This is a genomic window from Alcaligenes nematophilus (genome assembly GCF_026344155.1).
In the GTDB taxonomy this organism is placed as follows: Bacteria; Pseudomonadota; Gammaproteobacteria; order Burkholderiales; family Burkholderiaceae_B; genus Alcaligenes; species Alcaligenes phenolicus.
Genome location: NZ_JAPKMZ010000005.1, coordinates 1 through 18,783, shown reverse-complemented (window position 1 = coordinate 18,783; position 18,783 = coordinate 1). Strand labels below are relative to the sequence as shown.

Annotated in this window: 19 protein-coding genes and 1 other RNA gene; 12 read left to right on the top strand and 8 right to left on the bottom strand. The window is 55.7% G+C overall.

The annotated features are described in order from the left end of the window. Nucleotides 1-26: 26 nt before the first annotated feature. From OSH04_RS13790 to OSH04_RS13780, 3 genes are read left to right on the top strand one after another with little or no spacing between them, the layout of a single operon-like run. Nucleotides 27-593 (top strand): RNA pyrophosphohydrolase, encoded by a 567-nt coding sequence (locus OSH04_RS13790; protein ID WP_009454891.1) that lies wholly within the window; start codon nt 27-29, stop codon nt 591-593. Next, nucleotides 574-1,260, top strand: a complete 687-nt coding sequence (locus OSH04_RS13785; protein ID WP_022983208.1) for a response regulator — start codon at nt 574-576, stop codon at nt 1,258-1,260. The genes OSH04_RS13790 and OSH04_RS13785 overlap by 20 nt, the downstream gene beginning before the upstream one ends. Continuing rightward, nucleotides 1,257-2,780, top strand: coding sequence for a sensor histidine kinase (locus OSH04_RS13780; RefSeq protein ID WP_137431226.1), 1,524 nt, complete (start codon nt 1,257-1,259; stop codon nt 2,778-2,780). The genes OSH04_RS13785 and OSH04_RS13780 overlap by 4 nt, the downstream gene beginning before the upstream one ends. Nucleotide 2,781: 1 nt before the next feature. On the opposite strand, the gene OSH04_RS13775 is transcribed toward OSH04_RS13780, so the two are convergent. Next, on the bottom strand, nt 2,782-3,705 hold the full coding sequence (locus OSH04_RS13775) for an NAD(P)-dependent oxidoreductase (protein ID WP_247966492.1): 924 nt from the start codon (nt 3,703-3,705) through the stop codon (nt 2,782-2,784). A gap of 224 nt (nt 3,706-3,929) precedes the next feature. Here OSH04_RS13775 and OSH04_RS13770 point away from each other — a divergent pair, with 224 nt between their 5' ends. The 4 genes from OSH04_RS13770 to OSH04_RS13755 all read left to right on the top strand — a co-directional run bounded on the left by OSH04_RS13770 (nt 3,930) and on the right by OSH04_RS13755 (nt 9,023). Beyond that, on the top strand, nt 3,930-4,967 hold the full coding sequence (locus OSH04_RS13770) for an ABC transporter substrate-binding protein (protein WP_009454900.1): 1,038 nt from the start codon (nt 3,930-3,932) through the stop codon (nt 4,965-4,967). Between the two features lie 83 nt (nt 4,968-5,050). Continuing rightward, nucleotides 5,051-6,136 carry an ABC transporter ATP-binding protein gene (locus OSH04_RS13765; RefSeq protein ID WP_022983206.1) on the top strand — a complete coding sequence of 362 codons (1,086 nt, stop codon included), beginning with the start codon at nt 5,051-5,053 and terminating at the stop codon, nt 6,134-6,136. Between the two features lie 12 nt (nt 6,137-6,148). Next, entirely contained in the window at nt 6,149-7,834 is a 1,686-nt protein-coding gene (locus OSH04_RS13760) for an ABC transporter permease (RefSeq protein ID WP_266108696.1), read from the top strand. Between the two features lie 154 nt (nt 7,835-7,988). Continuing rightward, a complete protein-coding gene (locus tag OSH04_RS13755; RefSeq protein WP_266108695.1) occupies nt 7,989-9,023 on the top strand; it encodes an NAD(P)/FAD-dependent oxidoreductase in 1,035 nt (344 codons plus the stop codon). Between the two features lie 190 nt (nt 9,024-9,213). Here the strand turns inward: OSH04_RS13755 and OSH04_RS13750 are convergent, their stop codons facing one another. Both OSH04_RS13750 and OSH04_RS13745 read right to left on the bottom strand, forming a co-directional pair. After that, nucleotides 9,214-10,719 (bottom strand): tripartite tricarboxylate transporter permease, encoded by a 1,506-nt coding sequence (locus OSH04_RS13750; protein ID WP_022983204.1) that lies wholly within the window; start codon nt 10,717-10,719, stop codon nt 9,214-9,216. 17 nt (nt 10,720-10,736) lie between these two features. Continuing rightward, nucleotides 10,737-11,195 carry a tripartite tricarboxylate transporter TctB family protein gene (locus tag OSH04_RS13745; RefSeq protein ID WP_009454910.1) on the bottom strand — a complete coding sequence of 153 codons (459 nt, stop codon included), beginning with the start codon at nt 11,193-11,195 and terminating at the stop codon, nt 10,737-10,739. A gap of 340 nt (nt 11,196-11,535) precedes the next feature. Between OSH04_RS13745 and OSH04_RS13740 the strand changes: the two genes are divergently transcribed. From OSH04_RS13740 to ssrS, 3 genes are all read left to right on the top strand, one after another. Beyond that, entirely contained in the window at nt 11,536-11,940 is a 405-nt protein-coding gene (locus OSH04_RS13740; protein ID WP_035273300.1) for a hypothetical protein, read from the top strand. Nucleotides 11,941-11,943: 3 nt separating this feature from the next. Beyond that, nucleotides 11,944-12,255, top strand: a complete 312-nt coding sequence (locus OSH04_RS13735) for a cell division protein ZapA (RefSeq protein WP_009454914.1) — start codon at nt 11,944-11,946, stop codon at nt 12,253-12,255. Between the two features lie 53 nt (nt 12,256-12,308). After that, a non-coding RNA gene (gene ssrS, locus OSH04_RS13730) (6S RNA) lies at nt 12,309-12,492 on the top strand. A 54-nt stretch (nt 12,493-12,546) separates the two neighbouring features. Here the strand turns inward: ssrS and lgt are convergent. Continuing rightward, entirely contained in the window at nt 12,547-13,344 is a 798-nt protein-coding gene (gene lgt / locus OSH04_RS13725; RefSeq protein ID WP_026485505.1) for a prolipoprotein diacylglyceryl transferase, read from the bottom strand. An 84-nt stretch (nt 13,345-13,428) separates the two neighbouring features. Here lgt and OSH04_RS13720 point away from each other — a divergent pair, with 84 nt between their 5' ends. Together OSH04_RS13720 and msrA are read left to right on the top strand one after the other, a co-directional pair. Then, complete coding sequence (locus tag OSH04_RS13720; RefSeq protein WP_035275678.1) at nt 13,429-13,797, top strand: c-type cytochrome; 369 nt, start codon at nt 13,429-13,431, stop codon at nt 13,795-13,797. Then, a complete protein-coding gene (gene msrA, locus OSH04_RS13715) occupies nt 13,794-14,324 on the top strand; it encodes a peptide-methionine (S)-S-oxide reductase MsrA (RefSeq protein ID WP_060186626.1) in 531 nt (176 codons plus the stop codon). Before OSH04_RS13720 ends, msrA begins: the two co-directional genes overlap by 4 nt. Here msrA and OSH04_RS13710 read toward each other — a convergent pair. The 4 genes from OSH04_RS13710 to OSH04_RS13695 all read right to left on the bottom strand — a co-directional run bounded on the left by OSH04_RS13710 (nt 14,321) and on the right by OSH04_RS13695 (nt 17,791). Beyond that, nucleotides 14,321-15,301 carry a hypothetical protein gene (locus tag OSH04_RS13710; RefSeq protein WP_266108694.1) on the bottom strand — a complete coding sequence of 327 codons (981 nt, stop codon included), beginning with the start codon at nt 15,299-15,301 and terminating at the stop codon, nt 14,321-14,323. The two genes, msrA and OSH04_RS13710, sit on opposite strands and share 4 nt — an antisense overlap. A 230-nt stretch (nt 15,302-15,531) precedes the next feature. Next, complete coding sequence (locus tag OSH04_RS13705) at nt 15,532-15,696, bottom strand: hypothetical protein (protein WP_009454924.1); 165 nt, start codon at nt 15,694-15,696, stop codon at nt 15,532-15,534. An 11-nt stretch (nt 15,697-15,707) separates the two neighbouring features. Then, on the bottom strand, nt 15,708-16,814 hold the full coding sequence (locus tag OSH04_RS13700; protein ID WP_060186627.1) for a YeeE/YedE family protein: 1,107 nt from the start codon (nt 16,812-16,814) through the stop codon (nt 15,708-15,710). Between the two features lie 11 nt (nt 16,815-16,825). Then, complete coding sequence (locus OSH04_RS13695; RefSeq protein WP_009454928.1) at nt 16,826-17,791, bottom strand: sulfurtransferase; 966 nt, start codon at nt 17,789-17,791, stop codon at nt 16,826-16,828. Nucleotides 17,792-18,783: the final 992 nt, after the last annotated feature.

Genomic DNA, 18,783 nt, shown 5'->3' with positions numbered 1-18,783 from the left:
TGTATTGAATTCGTTAGAGGTGGCCTATGTTAGATCGTGAAGGCTACCGTCCTAATGTCGGAATTATCCTCGTTAATCGCAAGAACGAGGTTTTTTGGGGCAAGCGTATTCGGGAACATGCCTGGCAGTTCCCGCAAGGCGGTATTAAATACGGTGAAACACCCGTACAAGCGATGTACCGCGAACTGCATGAAGAAGTGGGCTTGCTGCCTGAGCATATCCGTATATTAGGCCGGACGCGAGATTGGCTTCGCTACAACGTGCCCAATCATTTTGTACGTCGGGAGGCGCGTGGCCATTACAAGGGCCAGAAACAAATCTGGTTCCTGTTGCGGCTGGTAGGGCGAGACAGTGATGTCTGCCTGCGTTCCTCGTCGACGCCGGAGTTTGATGCATGGCGCTGGAGTCAATATTGGGTGCCACTTGATTCAGTGATTGAGTTCAAGCGGGAAGTCTATCAGCAAGCGCTGAACGAGCTGTCGGATATTTTGTTCCGACGACGGCAGGAAAATCGTTATTTACGTCAGCGCCTGCAAAGCGCAGTTGATGCCGATACCTTAGATAGCAGGGATCATGCGCATATTATTGGTTGAAGATGAGCGGGAAATGGCCGCATGGCTGGAGCGGGCCTTGGCGCAAAGTGGTTTTTTGCCCGATCCCGCTCATGACGCCCGCTCGGCAGAAGTACTGTTGGCGGCCCATGAGTATGATGCGGTCGTGATGGATTTGCGCCTGCCCGACAAACACGGGCTGGTGCTTTTGCGCGAGATGCGCGAACGCGGCGATCACACTCCTGTGCTGATTCTGACCGCTCAAGGTGCCTTGCAGGATCGCGTTCGTGGTCTGAATCTGGGTGCCGATGATTTCCTGACCAAACCCTTTGCCCTGGAAGAGCTGGAAGCTCGCCTGGCGGCACTGGTACGGCGTAGCCGTGGCCGTGTGGCTCCAGTGGTCAGCTGTGGCTCTTTGGAATACAACCCTGAGAGCCGAGCATTCCTGCTGGACAATGCCATTGTGCATTTGACGCCGCGTGAACATGCGGCCTTGCTGGTTCTGATCAGCCGCTCTGGCATGCCTGTAGAAAAGTCTCAGCTATTTGCCCGAGTATTCGAGCACGATAGTGATGCCAGCCCTGATGCTATCGAGGTGGTCCTGCATCGCTTGCGAAAGAAGCTGGCCAATAGCGATGTGCACATCGTGACGGTGCGCGGTCTGGGCTACATGCTGGAAGTGCTTGAGGCGGAATCCGGCGTTTCATGACGGCCCCTTCTCCACCCCCCGCCAATGCCTGGCAAGGCAGTTTGCGCTTTTGGCTGCTGGTACTGCTGATACCGGGGGTGGTGGCTTTACTGCTTTACGACAGCTGGGAAGACTACCTGGCCATGAACGCGGTCACGGAAAATGTCTACGACAGCGCCTTGCTGGAACCGGCCAAAGTGCTGGAGACCAGCGTGGAGTTCAATACTGACGGCAGTTTGCGTATTGATCCGCCTTTTTATGCGCAGGTCATGCTGGAATCCCGACCGGGTAATCGCAAGTATTTCCGTGTCGAAGAAATTACCCCTTTGGTCCGTAACCTGGGCGGTGTTGATGCCAATCAGTTGAAAGGGCGCACCTTGCTGGGGATGGAAGGGCTGCCGCGTCCTTCCAATCTGGCCGACCATGAAGGCGTGCCGGTTTTCTACGATTCGTATTTCCGCAATGACACCGTGCGCATGGTGGCCTTGTGGCGCGATCTGCACTACAAAGGCCAGCATAGGCAGGTTCTGGTCATGGTGGGCGAAAGTCTGGATTTGCGTTTGCGCACTCAGCAAGAAGCCTGGCGCGAAGGCATTTTCCGCAATTTGCGTATGTTGCTGCTGGCTGTGGCGTTGGTGTGGTTTGCCGTAGCGTGGGCCTTGCGCCCCCTGCAGGCTTTGCGACAGGAAGTGCGTAACCGTAGCGTGGACGACTTGCAGCCTTTGGACGAACGTGATGTTCCTCGTGAAGTAGTGCCTTTGGTGCGTTCGGTCAATCACCATATTGAGTTGTATCGTTCCGTGCTGGATCGGCAGGCCCAGTTTCTGGCCGACGCCTCGCATCAATTACGCACCCCTTTGGCGATCATTCATACCCAGGCCCAATACGCTCGCCGTGAACCGGATATCGAGCGTGTACGCGAATCCCTGGGGGCGATCATCAAGCAATTGGGGCAGGCCACTCGCCTGACCGAGCAGTTGCTGGCTTTGGCTCATGCCAGTCATACCACCACCATGAGCCAGGGGCAGGTTGACCTGGCCAGTCTGGGGCGTGAGGTGGTGTTGCAATATCTACCTTTGGCCCGTGAGCATCGTCAGGATCTGGGCTGGATCGGGCCAGGAGAAGAGGGCGAGCAGGCACCTTTGTGGGTGTATGCCAGCGATGCCGAGATTCACGAGTCCGTTTCCAACCTGATTCACAACGCCATCAATCACGCTGGTAGTGGCAGTGCAATTACGGTTTCTGCCGGGCATGACGACAAGCTGGCCTGGATCAGCGTTACCGACAACGGCATGGGCTTGGCCGCCAGTTTGCGTGAAAGCGTATTTGTACGTTTTGACCGGGGCGGCCCGGCACGCAAGGGTGGACGGGGTTCTGGCTCCGGGCTGGGTCTGGCCATTGCGCTGGCTTACGCCGAGCGCAATGGCGGCACGATTGTGCTGACCGATGGGGAGCCCAACGATATGGGCGGCTACGGTTTGAAGGCGACGCTACGCTTGCCCTTGCTGCAGTCCGAAGCGCCTAAACCAGAAAACACGTGAATTAAGCCGCGTCGTTTGGACGGGCCAGCAGATTGAACAGGGTAGAAATATCCCAATCGCGATGGCCCTGCTGGGCAATCTTCGCAAACTGCTCCTGAATCAAGCGGGTTGCGGGAAGCTGGGCCCCATTACGCTGTGCCTCCCGCTGCACCAAATCCAGGTCCTTCAACATCCAGTTCACGGTAAAGCCGGGCTGAAAGTCTCTGGCCAGCATTGTGGGGCCTTTAGTTTCCATTTGCCAGCTGCGCGCCGCGCCCTTGGTCAATACAGACAGGGCCTGCTCCATATCCAGTCCGGCCCGTTCACCAAAAGCCATGGCTTCGGCCAGACCTTGCAAGAGTCCGACAACGGCAATCTGGTTCACCATCTTGCACAGCTGCCCGGACCCCAAGGGCCCCATCAGGGTGCAGGCCTGGGCGTAGCTCATCATCAGCGGGCGGGCGCGTTCCATATCCTCAGCTTGCCCACCACACATAATGCTGAGCATGCCTTTCTGGGCACCCGCCTGTCCGCCAGAAATGGGGGCGTCGATAAATGCAACTTCTTGCTTGGCCGCCTGTGCTCCCAGTTCCTGGGCCACTTCGGCGGAGGCAGTGGTGTGGTCGATAAACAGGCTCCCTGCCCTCATGCCTGCCAGCACACCGTTCGGCCCCTGAAAAATCGAGCGCAAGTCATCATCATTGCCCACACAGGCCATGACAATGTCTGCTTGGGCAGCGGCAAGGGCTGGTGTAGCGGCCCATTCCTGTTTGAACTCCTTACTCCATTGTTCCGCCTTGGCTGGATTGCGGTTGTACACCGTGACTTGATGCCCTGCCTGGGCCAGATGTCCTGCCATGGGATAGCCCATCACCCCCAGACCAATGAACGCCACTTTTTGCGGGCTGGCGGGTTCATAGTGTTTAGGCTGAATGGATGGGGTCATGGCGCGGGCCTCCTTGAAAATAATCTGTTCGATCGTACAGCTTAGCGCAGCTTTATCGGCTTGATCTTTGCCTGCCCGAATAAGCGGCAAAACGTTTTAGGCTTGACGGCGTCAGGCCCCTCATGTTCTAAACCAAACATAGATCTGTAATAAATGGAATTTGCCTGTCTGGATTATGATGGGCGCACATAATTTCCTGGCTAATTAACTGGAACTTGAATCCTATGACCACTTTTGATCGTCGTCGTTTCTTGAAGCTGGCAGGTGCCACCGGACTGGCGTCTATGAGTACCTCTTTGCCATGGGCGGCGTGGGCGGCAGACGCAGCCGTACTGGAAAAAGCAAAGGCTCAAGGCCAGGCTGTTTTCTACGCCAACATCACGGCGGTAGAGCCCATCATGAAGGCCTTGCAACAAGCGCAAGGCATTGAAGGCAAATACACCCGTATTTCCAGCTCCAAGTTCATCCCCACCATCCTGACCGAGTTCAATGCCGGCAAGTTGATGGCGGACGTGGTTCAGGCTCCCTTGCCCATGCTGCAACTGCTCAAAGAGCAGGGCGTGCTGATTCCCCATCAGTCCGAAGCCGTGCAGGGCTACCCCGAGTGGGCCATTCAAGACGATTCGATTATTCAATTTGGCATCGAATATGTGTCTTATATCTATAATACGGACCACCTCAAGGCCGAGGATGCGCCACAACGCTACGAAGATCTGGCCGATCCCAAGTGGAAAGACAAGATTGTGATGGCCAACCCTTCCAACCACCCCTCCACCATTGGCTGGCTGATTGGTTTGAAGGAAAAGGTCTTTAGCAGTGAAGAGCAGTGGCTGGACTTCCTGAAAGGCCTGGCTGCCAACAAGCCCATGTTCGTGGCCTCGTTTGGCCCAACTCCGGCTCCTATTGAAAGTGGCGAGAAGTTGATTGCCATTTCCATGCCCAAGTACATCGTGACCAAGTCGCCTGCGCCATTGGCCTGGGGCCCCATGTCGGATCAGCCCTTGCTGGGCTCCCCACGTGCCATCGCCCTGACCAAGAATGCCCCGCATCCTGATGCTGCTCGCGTGTTCCTGGACTACTGGCTGGGTAATGAAGCCATGGGCATTCTGGCCAACAAGGTTGGCGAATACGTCCTGGCTCCAGGGGTACACCCTCCGGTTGCGGGGATCGATAAAGCCAAGGTCGAGCCTATTCGCGACCTGAGCGACGAAGAACTGGTCCGTTGGGGCCGCGAATTCAGCCGTATCTTCGCCGTCCGTTAATCGGGACGACAAGAACGACAGGTTCGTCTAGAACGGGGCGCCTTGGCGCCTCGCCTTATTTTTATTGAAAACATTTACTCATTATGCAAATTGAAATTACCGGCCTAAGCAAGACCTATGTCTCAGAGGGCAAAACCTTCAAGGCTTTGGACAATATCAACCTGACGATTCCCGCTAATGAGTTTTTCACACTGTTAGGGCCCAGCGGCTGCGGCAAAACCACGCTGCTGCGGTGCATTGTTGGTCTGGAAACCCCAGACGAGGGTGAAATCCGCATTGGGGACGAGATCGTCTGGTCCAGCGCCAAGAATATTGCTGTGCCGGTGGAAAAGCGCGGTTTGGGCATGGTGTTTCAGACATACGCCATCTGGCCGCACATGACGGTGTTCGACAATATCGCTTACCCACTGCAAGTGCGTGGCGAGCGCAAAGAGGTGATTCGCGAAAAAGTGGCGAACATCCTGAAGTTTGTGCAGCTGGAAGGGGTGGATCAGCGTTCCGCAACGCGTCTGTCCGGTGGTCAGCAGCAGCGTGTGGCATTGGCCCGAGCCCTGGTGGCCGAGCCTAAAGTCATTTTGTTTGATGAGCCGCTCAGTAACCTGGATGCCAAGCTGCGTGAAGAAACCCGTAAAGAACTGCGCGAATTTCTGAGCCGTCTGGACATTACCGCTGTGTACGTGACGCATGATCGCGTCGAGGCACTGGCCTTGTCCAACTCCATCGCCGTGATGCGAGGTGGCAAGATTCTGGAAATTGGTACGCCAGAAAAAATTTACTTTGATGCCGATCACCGCTTTGTGGCCGACTTTATTGGTCGTGCCAACCAGATCAGCGCCAAAGTGCTGGAGCAGCGTGCAGACTCCACCATTGTGGAGTGCGAACTGGGCCAACTGCATTGCAAGAAGCGTGACCTGCCCGTGGGCACCGAAGTTACCTTGTGCATTCGCCCGGAATTTATTCGTGTCAGCAGCCAGGCCAATGAAGTGGGGCAGAACCTGTTCCACGGTCAGGTCCAGGCCCTGGAGTTCGTCGGTGAGTCCTACGAGGCCGAGGTCAAAGTGGGTAAAGAGCAGCTTCTGGTGTGTATTGATCCAGACGTGAAGGTGAAAGAGGGCGATACCGTACGCTTTAACCTGCACCCTGAACACTGCATGCTGTTGTCGGCATAAGGGCGGGGCATCATGAATCACACACGCAGACCACTTAGCTGGTCGCTTATTCTGATCGTCGGCTTTCTGACGCTGTGCCCGGTCCTGATGTTGCTGCTGGGCAGCTTCTCGCAGGGCCTGACGGCTTTTGGCTCCTTTACCACGGCTAAATACGTAGCCGCCTACACCGATCCCTTCTTGCTGGAAGTCACCTTCAATACGGTGGTTTTCGTGCTGGGCTCGTCCCTGTTCTCTACTGCGCTGGCTGTTTTCCTGGCCTACCTGAATACGCGTACGAACATGCCCATGAAAGGGGTGTTCACGGTGCTGTCCATCGTCCCCATGATGATTCCGCACTTGCTGTTCTCGGTGAGCTGGGCATTGTTGCTGAACCCGTCCAACGGCCTGATCAATATGTTCTTGCAGGACACATTGGGCCTGCAGGAAGCGCCGCTGAATATTTATTCCCTATGGGGCATGATTCTGGTTGAAGGCTTGTTGAACATGCCCGTGGCCTATCTGATCATTGCGCCTGCCATGGCCTCTTTTGACGTTTCCATGGAAGAGTCCTCGCGTGTGTTCGGGGGCGGTCTGTGGCGTACCTTGACGCGGGTTACCCTGCCGATTCTGCGTCCAGCCATCATGGCGGCTTTCATTCTGGCGATTGTGCGGGCCTTGGCTTCCTACGCCGTGCCACGTGTTCTGGGTACCCCAGGTCGTGTGGATGTGCTGGCCACTTATCTGTTCGAGATGATCTCTACCGGCTTCGCTCCAGATTACGGAAAAGCGGCAGCGCTGGGCATGAGTGTGCTGTCGGCCTCTATTGCCCTGATCGTTCTGTATCGCTACATGACGAAAGAAAGCAGCAAGTATGTGACGATCTCCAGCCGTGGTTTCAAACCCACTCAGCTGGAGTTGCGTCGCGCGAAAATCCCCTTGTTCATCATTGTGGGCATTATCAGCTTGCTGATGGTGGTGCTGCCTGTGGCCGTGCTGCTGTACACCTCCATGATTCCGTATTCCATGGTGCCTAGTGCTCGCGCCTTCTCCTTGATGAGCTGGGCGAACTGGATTGATGTCATTCAAGATCCGATCTCCAAAGTGGCCATGAAGAACAGTTTGTTCCTGGCTGTGGTCGGAGCCAGTCTGGGTGTATTGCTATCGCTGTTTGTGGCCTATGTGGTGGTCAAGTTACGAACGCGGGCGGCGGCGCTGCTGGATACCTTGAGCTTCCTGTCCTTTTCCTTCCCGGGGATTGTGATCGGGATCGGCTTTATGTGGTTCTTTGTGCAAACGCCTTTGTATGCCACGCTGACCGCCTTGCTGCTGGCCTATATCGCCGCTTATCTGCCTTACGGTATCCGACCGCTGTCGGCCGCTTTTGTGCAGGTCCATGCCCACCTGGAGGAGTCCTCGGCCGTTGCCGGGGCCAGTTCCTGGACCACCATGCGCCGCATCATTATTCCTTTGCTGATTCCTGGTGTGGTGTCGGCCTGGATCTTGATGGCAACCATGTTCATTCGTGAGCTGACGGTGTCGGTGGTGCTGTCCCGTCCCGGTACGGAAGTGCTGGCGGTACAGGTGCTGGGTTATGCCGAAGATGGTTTGTGGGGCAAGCTCTCGGCGCTGGGGATCATCATGATTCTGATCTCTACCATGCTCGTGCTGCTGGCCATGTATATCGGTAACTTTTACAAGCGCCGCCAAGGCACGATGTAAGTTGGACTGATCTCAAGGGCCTGAATTCCGCAAGGGATTCAGGCCCTTGTTGTTTTTGCTGAGAGCAGACCGTATCTTGTTGCCTGGCTGGTTGTTCGCTTGTTCATGCGCACAAGCGGCTGGCTGTTTTTTGTTTACTCATTAGTAGAAAGCTATGACGCATAAATGCAAAGTGCTGGTCGTCGGTGGTGGCGTGATGGGGGCGTCGGTCGCCTGGCATCTGACTCAAGCGGGTGCCGCAGTCACTTTGATCGATCAGGGTTCGGGTAGTGTGCCTAGCGCAACCGCTGCCTCTTTTGGATGGGTAGGAGCCAGCGCCAGTACACCTTCTGATGACACTGACGCCTTTGCCTTGCGTCTACACGCTCTGGAAGAGTACACGCGTCTGAAGCAGAGCTTGGGGGCATTGCCTGTGACCGTGCGTGGAGCCTTGTCCTGGGGGGAAACGAAGGACGAGACAGCCGCCTTGATTGCCGAGCATCTGGCAGCCGGTTCCAGGGTTGAAAGCCTGTCAGCCGCGCAAGTGCGTCAGAAAGAACCGTCGTTGGCAGCCGTACCGGATTTGGCAATGTGGGCGCCCGATGATTTCGCCTTGGAGCCAGTAGATCTGGCACGTTGTTTTATTCAAGCGGCGCAAGCGAATGGCGCTACGGTTCTGTCCGGTACGGTACAGCGTGTGTTGTCGGCAGGAGGGCGAGTGAACGGTATAGAAGTGCAAGGGCAAGTCATCGAGGCCAACAAGGTGGTGCTGGCCAATGCTTATGGTGCCTTGGCTTTGGCAGCCAGTGTAGGGGTAGCGTTGCCTATAGAGCAACAGCCCGCCGTGTTACTGCGCCTGGATGCTGATAGAAATCGGGTCCGGCATTTACTCTGTGCTCAGGATCTGGAGTTGCGACCGGGCAAAGAAAGAGGGTTGATGTCGGCGTTGGATTATCCTTTGGAAGGAGAGGCAGGTTTGCAGCGTCTGGCCGAGCAAACCTGTCAGTCCATTGCCCAGTTGCTGCAACTACCTTCTGTCCCGCGCATCTTGTCGATAGAGGTCGGGCAGCGCCCCATGACTAGTAACAAGCAGCCATTGTGTGGGCCTATTGGGACTGTAGATGGTTTGTTCGCCGTCGTGGCTCACCCCGGTGTCATTCTGGCTCCCCTGCTGGGAAGCTTGTGTACGCAGGCAGTTCTGGCTGCCTGAGGCTTGTTTCCTGACGTAGGGCTGTGCGCTCTTTCAAAGATTTGGCTGTCTTGAAAGCAGGCAGCGAAATCAGCTGACAAAGAAAAAGGCCTGATTTCGTGGAGAGACGAAATCAGGCCTTCTTGTTGACTGCGCCGGTTTGAATGCTCCCTTTCAGCGGGAGCGTTCAAACCAGAGAACGGACGGTGTTTTAGTCCTCTTCGACGAAGGTCTCTTCGCGTTTCTTTTTCACCGAAGGCAGGGCCACAACCACAACCAGGAAGGCAGCCAGGACCAGCAGCGACAGGGACAGAGGACGTGTCACAAAGGTGGTGTAATCACCGCGGGACAGTAGCAGGGCACGACGGAAGTTTTCCTCCATCATTGGTCCCAGGACCAGACCCAGCAACAGCGGAGCACCTTCACAACGCAGCTTGGACCAGACGTAGCCCACCAAACCGAAGGCGGCGGTGACCAGAATGTCAAACACGTTGTAGTTCAGCGAGTACACACCCACCGTGCAGAACACCAGAATGGCGGGGAACAGCAGGCGGTAGGGCACTTTAAGCAGTTTCACCCACAGGCCTACCAATGGCAGGTTCAGGATCACCAGCATCAGGTTACCAATCCACATGGAGGCGATCAGACCCCAGAACAGTTCAGGGTGGCTGGTCATCACTTGTGGACCAGGCTGAATGTTGTGGATGGTCATGGCACCAATCATCAGCGCGGTCACAGCGTTACCGGGGATACCCAGGGTCAGCAGCGGGATGAAGGAGGTTTGAGCGGCAGCGTTGTTGGCAGACTCGGGACCGGCCAGACCAGCAGGGTGACCTTTACCAAAGCGTTCCGGGTTCTTGGAGATTTTCTTCTCCAGTGTGTAAGACGCAAAGGAGGACAGCACCGCGCCACCACCGGGCAAGATACCCAGGCAAGAACCCATGGCGGTACCACGCACGACAGCAGGCCAGGACTCCTTGAACTCTTGCTTGTTGGGGTACAGCGAGCCGACCTTGCCAGTGATCTCCACGCGTTGATCGCCCAGCTCCAGGTTGTTCATGATTTCGGAGAAACCAAACACACCCATGGCCACCACGGCGAAGTCGATACCGTCTTGCAGTTCTGGAATACCAAAGTCGTAACGGGCAACACCGGAGTTCACGTCGGTACCGACCATACCCAGCAGCAGACCCAGCAAGATCATGCAGATAGCTTTGGGCAGGGAGCCCGAAGCCAGCACCACAGCACCGACCAGGCCCAAGACCATTAATGAGAAATACTCCGCAGGTCCAAACTTGAAGGCGACTTCAGCCAAGGGCGGAGCAAAAGCGGCCAGCAGCACGGTGGCCACACAACCGGCAAAGAAAGAACCCAGAGCAGCAATCGCCAGGGCAGCACCGGCCCGGCCATTACGGGCCATCTGGTGTCCGTCCAGCACGGTGACTACGGCCGAAGTTTCCCCCGGCAGGGCAACCAGAATGGCGGTTGTAGACCCACCATATTGGGCGCCATAGTAAATACCGGCCAGCATGATCAGACCAGCAACGGGAGGCAGCACATACGTAATGGGCAGCAGCATGGCAATGGTTGGTACAGGGCCAATGCCTGGCAACACGCCAATCAAGGTGCCCAGTATGCAACCGAGCAAAGCGTAGGCCAGGTTCTCGGGCGTGATCGCCACCGAGAAACCCAGCATCAGGTTGTCAAATAATTCCATATTCGTTCACCCCCTAATCAGGCCAGAAAACTTGGCCACAGGGGGAACACCAGCCCCAGGCCCTTGATGAATGCCAACCAGACGAACAGCACCAAAAAGACGGCTGCGCCCAGTGCAACAGGCCAGCTAAATTCATGGCTGGCAAAGCTGCTGATCAGTACAAGCAGGAAAATGGAGATGTAAACACCCAGCGAGTTCAGTGTCAGACCGCAAAGCACGACCGCGCCGATGATAACGAAGAGCACTTTCCAGTTAAACTTCTCTACCTCGGTGCTTTCTGCTTTGGCAGACATCGAGCCCAAAGTGACAACCGCCCCTAACAAGCTCAGGCATACACCAAGCCAGAAGGGGAAGTAGCCGGGCCCCATGCGGGCGGCTGTTCCCATCGAGTAGCTGGTGGCCCCGAGCGCGAAAGCGGCGCCCACGACCACGAACATGACCCCGGACCAGAAGTCCTGTTTATTTTTAATTTGCATAAGGTGGATTCTCCTTGTCTGCCTTGCGCATTGGTTTTCCTTTTTCCTGTGTCAGCTTCTTTATAGTGGAGCGGGCTCCATACTCTGCGTGTGCCGACTGCATTGAACAGAGGTGACGCATGGTAATGGAGCACTTGAAGACTGGAAACCCTGAGATGACCCTAGTTTTTAAGGGTTTTCCCGGTAATTCCGGAAATTTAGGGTTTTTTGGGAGCGTGTTCGTAGGTGGATGGCAGGCTTTGAAAGAAGTTTGAAAGGTAATGGAAAGATGGGTGAAAGGTTATCATTAGTATGAAATTCCTCTACCCAGTAACGCTAGCAATGGTTTACGATAAGGCCCATGTTGCAAGATCTCGACTTTCTCGCTGACCGTATCGGTCAACTGGTAGAGCAATCTCGTCAGCTCAACGCTGAACGCGCTCAATTATTAGCTCGTCTGAAAACTCAGGATGCCGAGCTGGACGCCTTGCGCCAGCAAAATCGTCGTCAACAAGATGAGTTCGAGTCCCTGTCCACCGGTGTTGCTTCGCATCAGCGTCAACTGGATGTGGTGCAGCAACAAGCGCAGGCTGATCAGGCAGAACTGAAAAAGCTGCTTGAACAGGAACAGGCCCAGGTAGTTGCCTTGCGTCGCGAGTTGGACAGCGCACGCGCGGGTATGGGTGTGTTGCGTGATGTAGCAGGACAGGCTCGCGACCAGATTGGTTCGATCCTGATGCGTTTACCCGGTGCCGTACAGGAGTAAGTCATGGAACGAGTCGATATTTCCCTGTTGGGCCGCGATTACTCTCTGGCATGCCCTCCTTCCGAAAAAGCGCGCTTGCTGGAAGCTGTCAAACTGGTAGACCAGCGCATGCAGTCTATCAAGGGTTCGGGCCGTGTCTCTGGCAACGAACGTATCGCCGTCATGGCCGCCATTCAGATCGCCAGCGAGTTTTTATCCGCTAAAGCACCTGATGGTCCTCTGGCTAATGTTGCTTTTGGCGATTTCAAGCGTAAAATTGAAGACATGCACGCAATGATTGACGAGGTCATCGAACCTTCGGGTACCGCGCGCTAAACCAAATTTGAAAGCAGTCCCTTGTTGTCCCTCGCGGGCTGCTTCATCCCAGTAAGTCCCTGCCGTGTTCGTGACACGACCATACATTCCTTGAACCAATGCTTTTGGCATACAGGTTGTTGGATTAGCCAGTAGGAGCGATCGTCCTCGTCGACGAACCCGAAGCTGGCTTGATGACAGCCGATCTTGGACCCTCGGTTCCAGGATGCCGGTCTTGACGGCAATGGTGGGGCACCTACAAAAAAAGCCCGTCCAGATCTGGACGGGCTTTTTTCTTTTCTGCTGTTTTGTTTATTTCTGACTGCCAGGCGCAACGTCTCGTTTGCTGGCATACGCAAACAGAGCCAGGCCAGCGACAATCATGGGCAAGGACAACCACTGCCCCATCGACAAGCCTGCGCTGAGCAGACCCAGGTAGCCGTCGGGCTCGCGGGTGTACTCCACCATGAAGCGGAAGAAACCGTAGCCGATCAGGAACAGGGCACTGGTCTGACCGACGGCGCGTGGACGACGCGTGAACCACCACAGCAAGATAAACAGGGCAATGCCCTCCAGGGCCATCTCATACAACTGCGAAGGATGGCGGGGGGTTGCATCCACTTGCGGAAATACCATGGCCCAGGGCACATCACTGGGGCGACCCCATAGTTCGCCGTTAATGAAATTACCCAGGCGGCCCACGGCCAGCCCCAGGGGAATCAGGGGAGCCAGAAAATCGCTGACTTCCAGAAAACGCCGTTGACGGTTTCGAGCAAACAGCGCAATTGTCACCAGCACACCGATCAGACCACCATGAAAGGACATGCCACCTTGCCAGACATACAGAATCTCCAGCGGGTGCGACAAGTAGTAAGAGGGTTGATAGAACAGGGTGTAGCCCAGACGCCCACCTGCCACCACGCCCAGGACGCAGTAAAAGATCAGGTCTTCCAGGTCCTTGCGGGTCAGCAAGTCATAGCCCGCACGGATACGTGCTGTGCCAGCCAGCCAAACCAGGCCAAAGCCCACTAAATACATCAAGCCATACCAATGAATGGCAAGGGGTCCAAGTTGTATGGCGACGGGATCAAACTGCGGGTGAATTAACATGCGTGCCCATTACAGAGATGAATATCAGATAATAGCGTGACTGCGAGCCCAGACCAGGGCTGGGTAAATTGTAAGGGAAGGATCATGCTGCATTCAGTCTCTTGGGCCAGACGTTTACCATTAGTAGTTTTTTGTGGATTGATGATCTTTAATCCGGTGGCAAAGGCTGATACGGTAGCGCTGATGGATATCGTGCAGGCGCAGTGCTTGTCCTGTCATCAAATTGATCGTAAACGGGTCGGGCCCCCTTTTCGGGAGATCGCCCAACGCTACGCGTCAGGTCCGGCGCAGGAAACTCAGGCGTATTTGCAGCGACAAATTCAACAGGGTAGTCGGGGGAACTGGGGAGCTATTCCCATGCCCGCTCAAAACCGGATCAGCGCCGAGCAAGCACAAGCTATTGCAGCCTGGTTGCTGAGTCTAGCCAATTCGTCAACAAAGGAGAATTCATGAAGGAAACAGCCATATTAGGTGGCGGATGTTTTTGGTGCACTGAAGGGATTTTCAAAGCCTTGCGAGGTGTGCAGTCTGTGGTGCCCGGATATTGTGGCGGCCATGTAGAGCATCCCACCTATGAACAGGTTTGCGGCAAGCAGACCGGCCATATTGAAGTGGTCAAAGTGGAATTCGACCCTTCCGTCATTTCCTATCGGGATTTGCTGGAGGTATTTTTCCTGACCCATGACCCTACCACGCCGGATCGTCAGGGCGCTGACCAGGGACCACAGTATGCGTCGGCAATTTTTTGTCAAAATGAAGAACAGCGCCGCCAGGCCTTTGAAGTCATCGAAGAAATCAAATCGCAGTTTGATGCACCAATCGTGACCCATGTGCTCGACAGTTCCACTTTCTGGGAGGCCGAGGATTATCACCACGATTATTTTGCATTGCACCCCGAGCAAGCCTATTGCCAGATGGTCATTGCGCCCAAGCTCAAGAAGTTCTACCAGCGTTTTCAGGATCTGCTGGTCAAAAGCTAAGCATCCTGAGGGTGCGAGGCAGAAGCAAGGTAGCGTCTGTACAGGGCGCTACCTGGTAATGTCACACGGGCCATCAGGCCAATAACCAACAAGGTCAGAACAAGTCGGCCGACCAGGGCCACCCAGATGTTGGCACCCAGAGCCAGAATAAGAATGGTGTCTTCAATCAGGGAGTGGCTCAATGACAGCCAGGACAAGGCCAGCAAGCGTGTTCTGGGACTGTAGTTCTGCTGGCGGGACTCATCAATAATCAAGGCACCGCCGTAGCTCAAGCCCAGCAATACGCCAATCGTGGTGGTGGGGGCGACTCGTTCTTCCAAGCCTGAAAAGCGGAGCAAGGGAAGCAGGAGTCGAGTCAGCAATCGGGTGAAGCCGATTTTCTCCAGGACTGACAGGATCAGGAGCAGGCCAAGAATAATCAGCCAAGTCATGAATAGCGAGCTGGCCGTTCCCCACAACCAGTCTACCCAGCCTTGCCAACCGCCTTGTGTGGCATTGGATTGCCCATAAAGCCAGGCAAGGGACACGGGTTCCTGTAACAGCCCGGCGCTATTCAAACCCCAGGCCAGCAGGCCACCGTAAAGCAGGGCGCAGACAATCCGCAGCGTGGCGGTAAACCAGAAGCTGGCTCCGGCCCGACGCACAATTGCCTGTTCCATAGGCATATTGTGTGCAAACAGCATCATGGTGCCCAAGACGCTGATTTGAGCCACGTTGAAACTCAAGCTGTCGCCCAAGGCCGCCATTGATCCTATGCCAGCGTAAATACCGGCCAGAGCCGTGGTTGCCCAGACAATACCGGCTTCGGCTGGCAGGCCAACCAGTGCCATGATCGGGCCTATCAGTTTACCGACTTGCTCGATCAGACCCAACTGCGCGGCAATACGCACCGCAATCATGATGGGGAGCATGATGCGCGCAACGGTATAAAACATGCGCAGGCTGCGGCTAAAGGTGGTGCGAAGGAAGGTCAGCATGACAACAGAGGGTTGGGAAATCTGATTGATGCTAGCACGGCTCTGTGCTTGCTTTGTCGTGCTCTGGCGCTTATGTGGGGGCGGGCAATGCAGGCTGTCGGTTTGTCACTATAAGCCGATGCGCTTTCCTTCACCCAAAAGAAAACCCCTGATGGTGAAACCCGATGCAGCCAAGTAAGGCTGCCAGGTTTTCTCCCATCAGGGGTGTTACAGGCCGGGTAGGCCCCGGCTTATCGACCCGAGCAGTGGCCGCCGCTAGCGGCTTGTCCACTACCCCAGGCAATGGGGGCGGGCTCGGGGCGGTAGGGATAGTCTTGCAGGCTGTCCATGACAACTAGCAAGACAACGACCAGCCAGAAGGTACTGGTAATAAGGCGGAAAGTAGTTTTGCTCATGCTTGCACGACTCAAGGATTAACGCGGCGACGAATGCGCACGCCTATGATGGACCCGGCAAAGGCCAGTGCAAACCAGACCCAGCCATGGATGCTGGCCGAGGCGATGCCTCCCAGGAATGCGCCCACATTACATCCGAAGGCCATACGGGCACTGTAGCCCATCACCAGGCCCGCAATTGCGCCTACCCACAAAGTGCGGGCATTGGGGGATTTGAAATTGGCAGGATGATTCCAGCGTGAGGCTGCCATGGCGCCCAAAATCAAACCAAAGTTGGTGACCGAAGTAACATCAGCCAGGACGGGTTCAGCCAGACGTTGTGCATGTGGAGCCACGCCCCAGAACGCGTCGCCAACCGGGGACCAGCCCAGAGCCGAGAATACTTTTGCGCCCCACAAGCCAATACCATAGACGATGCCCCAGGGTTGGCCTGCGACGATCATGTGAATGGCATACAGCACGGCCAGCAGCAAAGCGCCCATCCACCAGCGCATTTCCCATTTGGCAGGTGGGCTGTTTTGCTCTTTCCGATGGCGACGTGCACCTCGGCCGACGAACCAGGATACGGCGGCGCAGCCTAGTACGGTAATCAACAAGGCAGTGGGCCAGCCCAAGGACACAGTCAGGTCGATAGCGGGTAGGCCACCCAGCGCAATCCAGCCTGGCTGGTGCGATGCACCTAGAAAGCTACCGATAGCAAAGGTAGGCAGAACCGCAAAGGAAATCGGTGCGCCTGCGCCTGCTTTATAGAGAGTGCCGGAACCGCAGCCATCGGCCAGTTGCATGGCAGCGCCAAACAGAAAGGCGCCCAATACCAGGCTGATGGTCAATGGAGCAATCGCGCCAACCAGCTCACCACCGCTATCGGCGATCAAGGGTAGGGTGAAGGCGGCGGCCAATACCAGCAGGAGCATTTGTGCCCAGATACCTTGAGGGTCACGGCGCTCGATATAGTTGCGCCAGCCGGTCGTGAAACCGAAACGGGCTCCTTGCAGTACGGCACCAAAGCCAATCCCCAGCAGGGCGAGCAGGCCTTGGCGCAGTCCACCTACCAGAGCGACCCCAACAATCAGGGCCAGGCTGGCCAGGATAAAGCCCAGTCTAGTCAGATAAAGCATGATCGATTTCTTTAGTTAATGGCGCGTTTGGCATCGAGTTTCAGAACTTCGAAACGGGAGGGCTGGTTATCCATAGGCAAGTTGCTGCGGCTCCATTCCACGACGGACTCGGGGTAGAGCTTCACGTTAGGGTTGCCGGCCAGTTCGGACAGGACAAACCAGTTCGTGGCAGCCCAGTGGCCAGTATTGCAGAACGAAACGGTGGGTTTGTCGTCCAGGCCTTGTTCTTTGACGATCTTGACGAGTTCTCCGGTGTCTTTCAGGACAGGTTTGTCGCTACGGAAAAAGCTGTTGAAGTCCAGCTCGCGTGCGCCGGGCAGGGTGCCGTAGCGGGCGGCGGCGTCAACGCGCTTTTCGCCTTTGAAGAATTCGGTTGGGCGAGCGTCCAGCAGGACGGGAGCCTGGCCGTTCTTGATGTAGTCAGCGACTTCTTGTGTGCTGACCACCATGTCTTTGTTGTAGTGGTAGCTGAATTCGGTGGGGGTGACAGTGGGGGTGTCTTTGCTCAGGGCTTTGCCTTCGGCTTCCCAGGCTTGCAGGCCGCCGTCCAGAATGGATAGCTGGGTCAGGCCGCCAGCTTTCAGTGTCCAGTACACGCGTGCTGCTGCGCCGAAGTCCGTGGGGTTGGCGCCCGCGTAGGTGACGACAACGTAGCTGTCCTTGGAAATGCCGGCTTTGCTGAACAGGGCAGACAGCTCGGCTTCGGAGCGCAGGGCACCGGCGTTCTCGGCTGGGCCGCGGTAGGCACCATATGGAGTGTGGACGGCACCTGGTACATGGCCTGCTGCATATTCTTTGTCTGTGCGGATATCCAGAATGCGCAGATTGTTTTGATCCAGCTTGGTGGCCAGGTCGCCAGCCGAGATCAATGCGGCTGGTTTGGCTGCCGTGTCGGGTGTGCTTGGCTCTGCGGAAGCAGTCGGTGCCAGGACCGCGCTGAATGCAAATGCCAAGGAGATGAGGATTGGTTTGATCATTATTACTCTCTTGAGTAAGCAGAGGCCTGCTTAGAGGATTAAGTGCATAAGGAATGGTAATGAACGTCGCTACAGAAAATAACAATGAATTGGGGATTAGCTTATTGCTTGGGGGCGTAAGGGGGGAGGATCTCTCTATATATAGAGTAGATAGGAGGGGGAGCTGTGTTTGTAGCCCTGCCTTGGGTGAGCTTGTGTCTCTGTAGTTGCTTTCTGCAGGTGTGTCTTTGTCCTCTATATAGAGAGAGCGTGTCGGTGTAGAGGACGTTCTATCGGTGAGAGAAAGCTGGGTTTTTTCTACTAGAGAGGATGTGTTGAGATGATTGGTGTTCTCATGGGTGCAGACTTAGAGACTTAGAGACTTAGAGACTTAGAGACTTAGAGACTTAGAGACTTAGAGACTTAGAGACTTAGAGACTTAGAGACTCGGAGAATCTAAGAGCTAAGCAAAGAGACTGAGAACCAAAGGGCTATTGAAGGTCAGTGAGGATAGCGGGTGGGGGGATTGGATTACTTCTTGGGGAGGCTCACCACCCAACTATATATAGAGGGTTGAGTCGCAACAATGAATGGCCTTTCTATATAGAGAGGGCGCTCATTGTTTCAACCGCTCTACGTAGGTCGCCACTCGAGGCCCCGGGACCGGGTGTTGGGGCGGACTACTTGCCGGCGCAATGCGCCGGTCCCCTTGTCGTAGTCATGATCGGGGCGCAGTCTGAACTCGCCCAGTGATTGGTCCCCCGGACCAATCACAAACTTTGGGCTCAAACAGCAGACTGCTTGCATCCCCGATCATGACTGCGACTGCGGCAAGTACTCTGACTCGCCCCAACACCCGGTCCCGGGGCCCCGAGCGGCTAGCAGCCCTGCATAATGCTCGATCTTGGAGGCCATTTAACTCGCTATCTATATAGAGACACTGTTGATTGGAGGCATAGGGCCGATGCAGTGTTCGTGTGGTCGTTCTTTTGTCCGTTATCCATCCATCCATC

Excerpts from the sequence above, each read along its gene's own strand:
- OSH04_RS13710 (WP_266108694.1), bottom strand. The coding sequence starts at position 15,301 with ATGCTGACCTTCCTTCGCACCACCTTTAGCCGCAGCCTGCGCATGTTT.
- OSH04_RS13735 (WP_009454914.1), top strand. The coding sequence starts at position 11,944 with ATGGAACGAGTCGATATTTCCCTGTTGGGCCGCGATTACTCTCTGGCA.
- OSH04_RS13755 (WP_266108695.1), top strand. The coding sequence starts at position 7,989 with ATGACGCATAAATGCAAAGTGCTGGTCGTCGGTGGTGGCGTGATGGGG.
- OSH04_RS13780 (WP_137431226.1), top strand. The coding sequence starts at position 1,257 with ATGACGGCCCCTTCTCCACCCCCCGCCAATGCCTGGCAAGGCAGTTTG.
- OSH04_RS13750 (WP_022983204.1), bottom strand. The coding sequence starts at position 10,719 with ATGGAATTATTTGACAACCTGATGCTGGGTTTCTCGGTGGCGATCACG.
- OSH04_RS13765 (WP_022983206.1), top strand. The coding sequence starts at position 5,051 with ATGCAAATTGAAATTACCGGCCTAAGCAAGACCTATGTCTCAGAGGGC.
- OSH04_RS13695 (WP_009454928.1), bottom strand. The coding sequence starts at position 17,791 with ATGATCAAACCAATCCTCATCTCCTTGGCATTTGCATTCAGCGCGGTC.
- OSH04_RS13705 (WP_009454924.1), bottom strand. The coding sequence starts at position 15,696 with ATGAGCAAAACTACTTTCCGCCTTATTACCAGTACCTTCTGGCTGGTC.
- OSH04_RS13775 (WP_247966492.1), bottom strand. The coding sequence starts at position 3,705 with ATGACCCCATCCATTCAGCCTAAACACTATGAACCCGCCAGCCCGCAA.
- OSH04_RS13740 (WP_035273300.1), top strand. The coding sequence starts at position 11,536 with ATGTTGCAAGATCTCGACTTTCTCGCTGACCGTATCGGTCAACTGGTA.
- OSH04_RS13790 (WP_009454891.1), top strand. The coding sequence starts at position 27 with ATGTTAGATCGTGAAGGCTACCGTCCTAATGTCGGAATTATCCTCGTT.
- OSH04_RS13760 (WP_266108696.1), top strand. The coding sequence starts at position 6,149 with ATGAATCACACACGCAGACCACTTAGCTGGTCGCTTATTCTGATCGTC.
- OSH04_RS13785 (WP_022983208.1), top strand. The coding sequence starts at position 574 with ATGCGCATATTATTGGTTGAAGATGAGCGGGAAATGGCCGCATGGCTG.
- OSH04_RS13720 (WP_035275678.1), top strand. The coding sequence starts at position 13,429 with ATGCTGCATTCAGTCTCTTGGGCCAGACGTTTACCATTAGTAGTTTTT.
- msrA (WP_060186626.1), top strand. The coding sequence starts at position 13,794 with ATGAAGGAAACAGCCATATTAGGTGGCGGATGTTTTTGGTGCACTGAA.
- OSH04_RS13745 (WP_009454910.1), bottom strand. The coding sequence starts at position 11,195 with ATGCAAATTAAAAATAAACAGGACTTCTGGTCCGGGGTCATGTTCGTG.
- OSH04_RS13700 (WP_060186627.1), bottom strand. The coding sequence starts at position 16,814 with ATGCTTTATCTGACTAGACTGGGCTTTATCCTGGCCAGCCTGGCCCTG.
- lgt (WP_026485505.1), bottom strand. The coding sequence starts at position 13,344 with ATGTTAATTCACCCGCAGTTTGATCCCGTCGCCATACAACTTGGACCC.
- OSH04_RS13770 (WP_009454900.1), top strand. The coding sequence starts at position 3,930 with ATGACCACTTTTGATCGTCGTCGTTTCTTGAAGCTGGCAGGTGCCACC.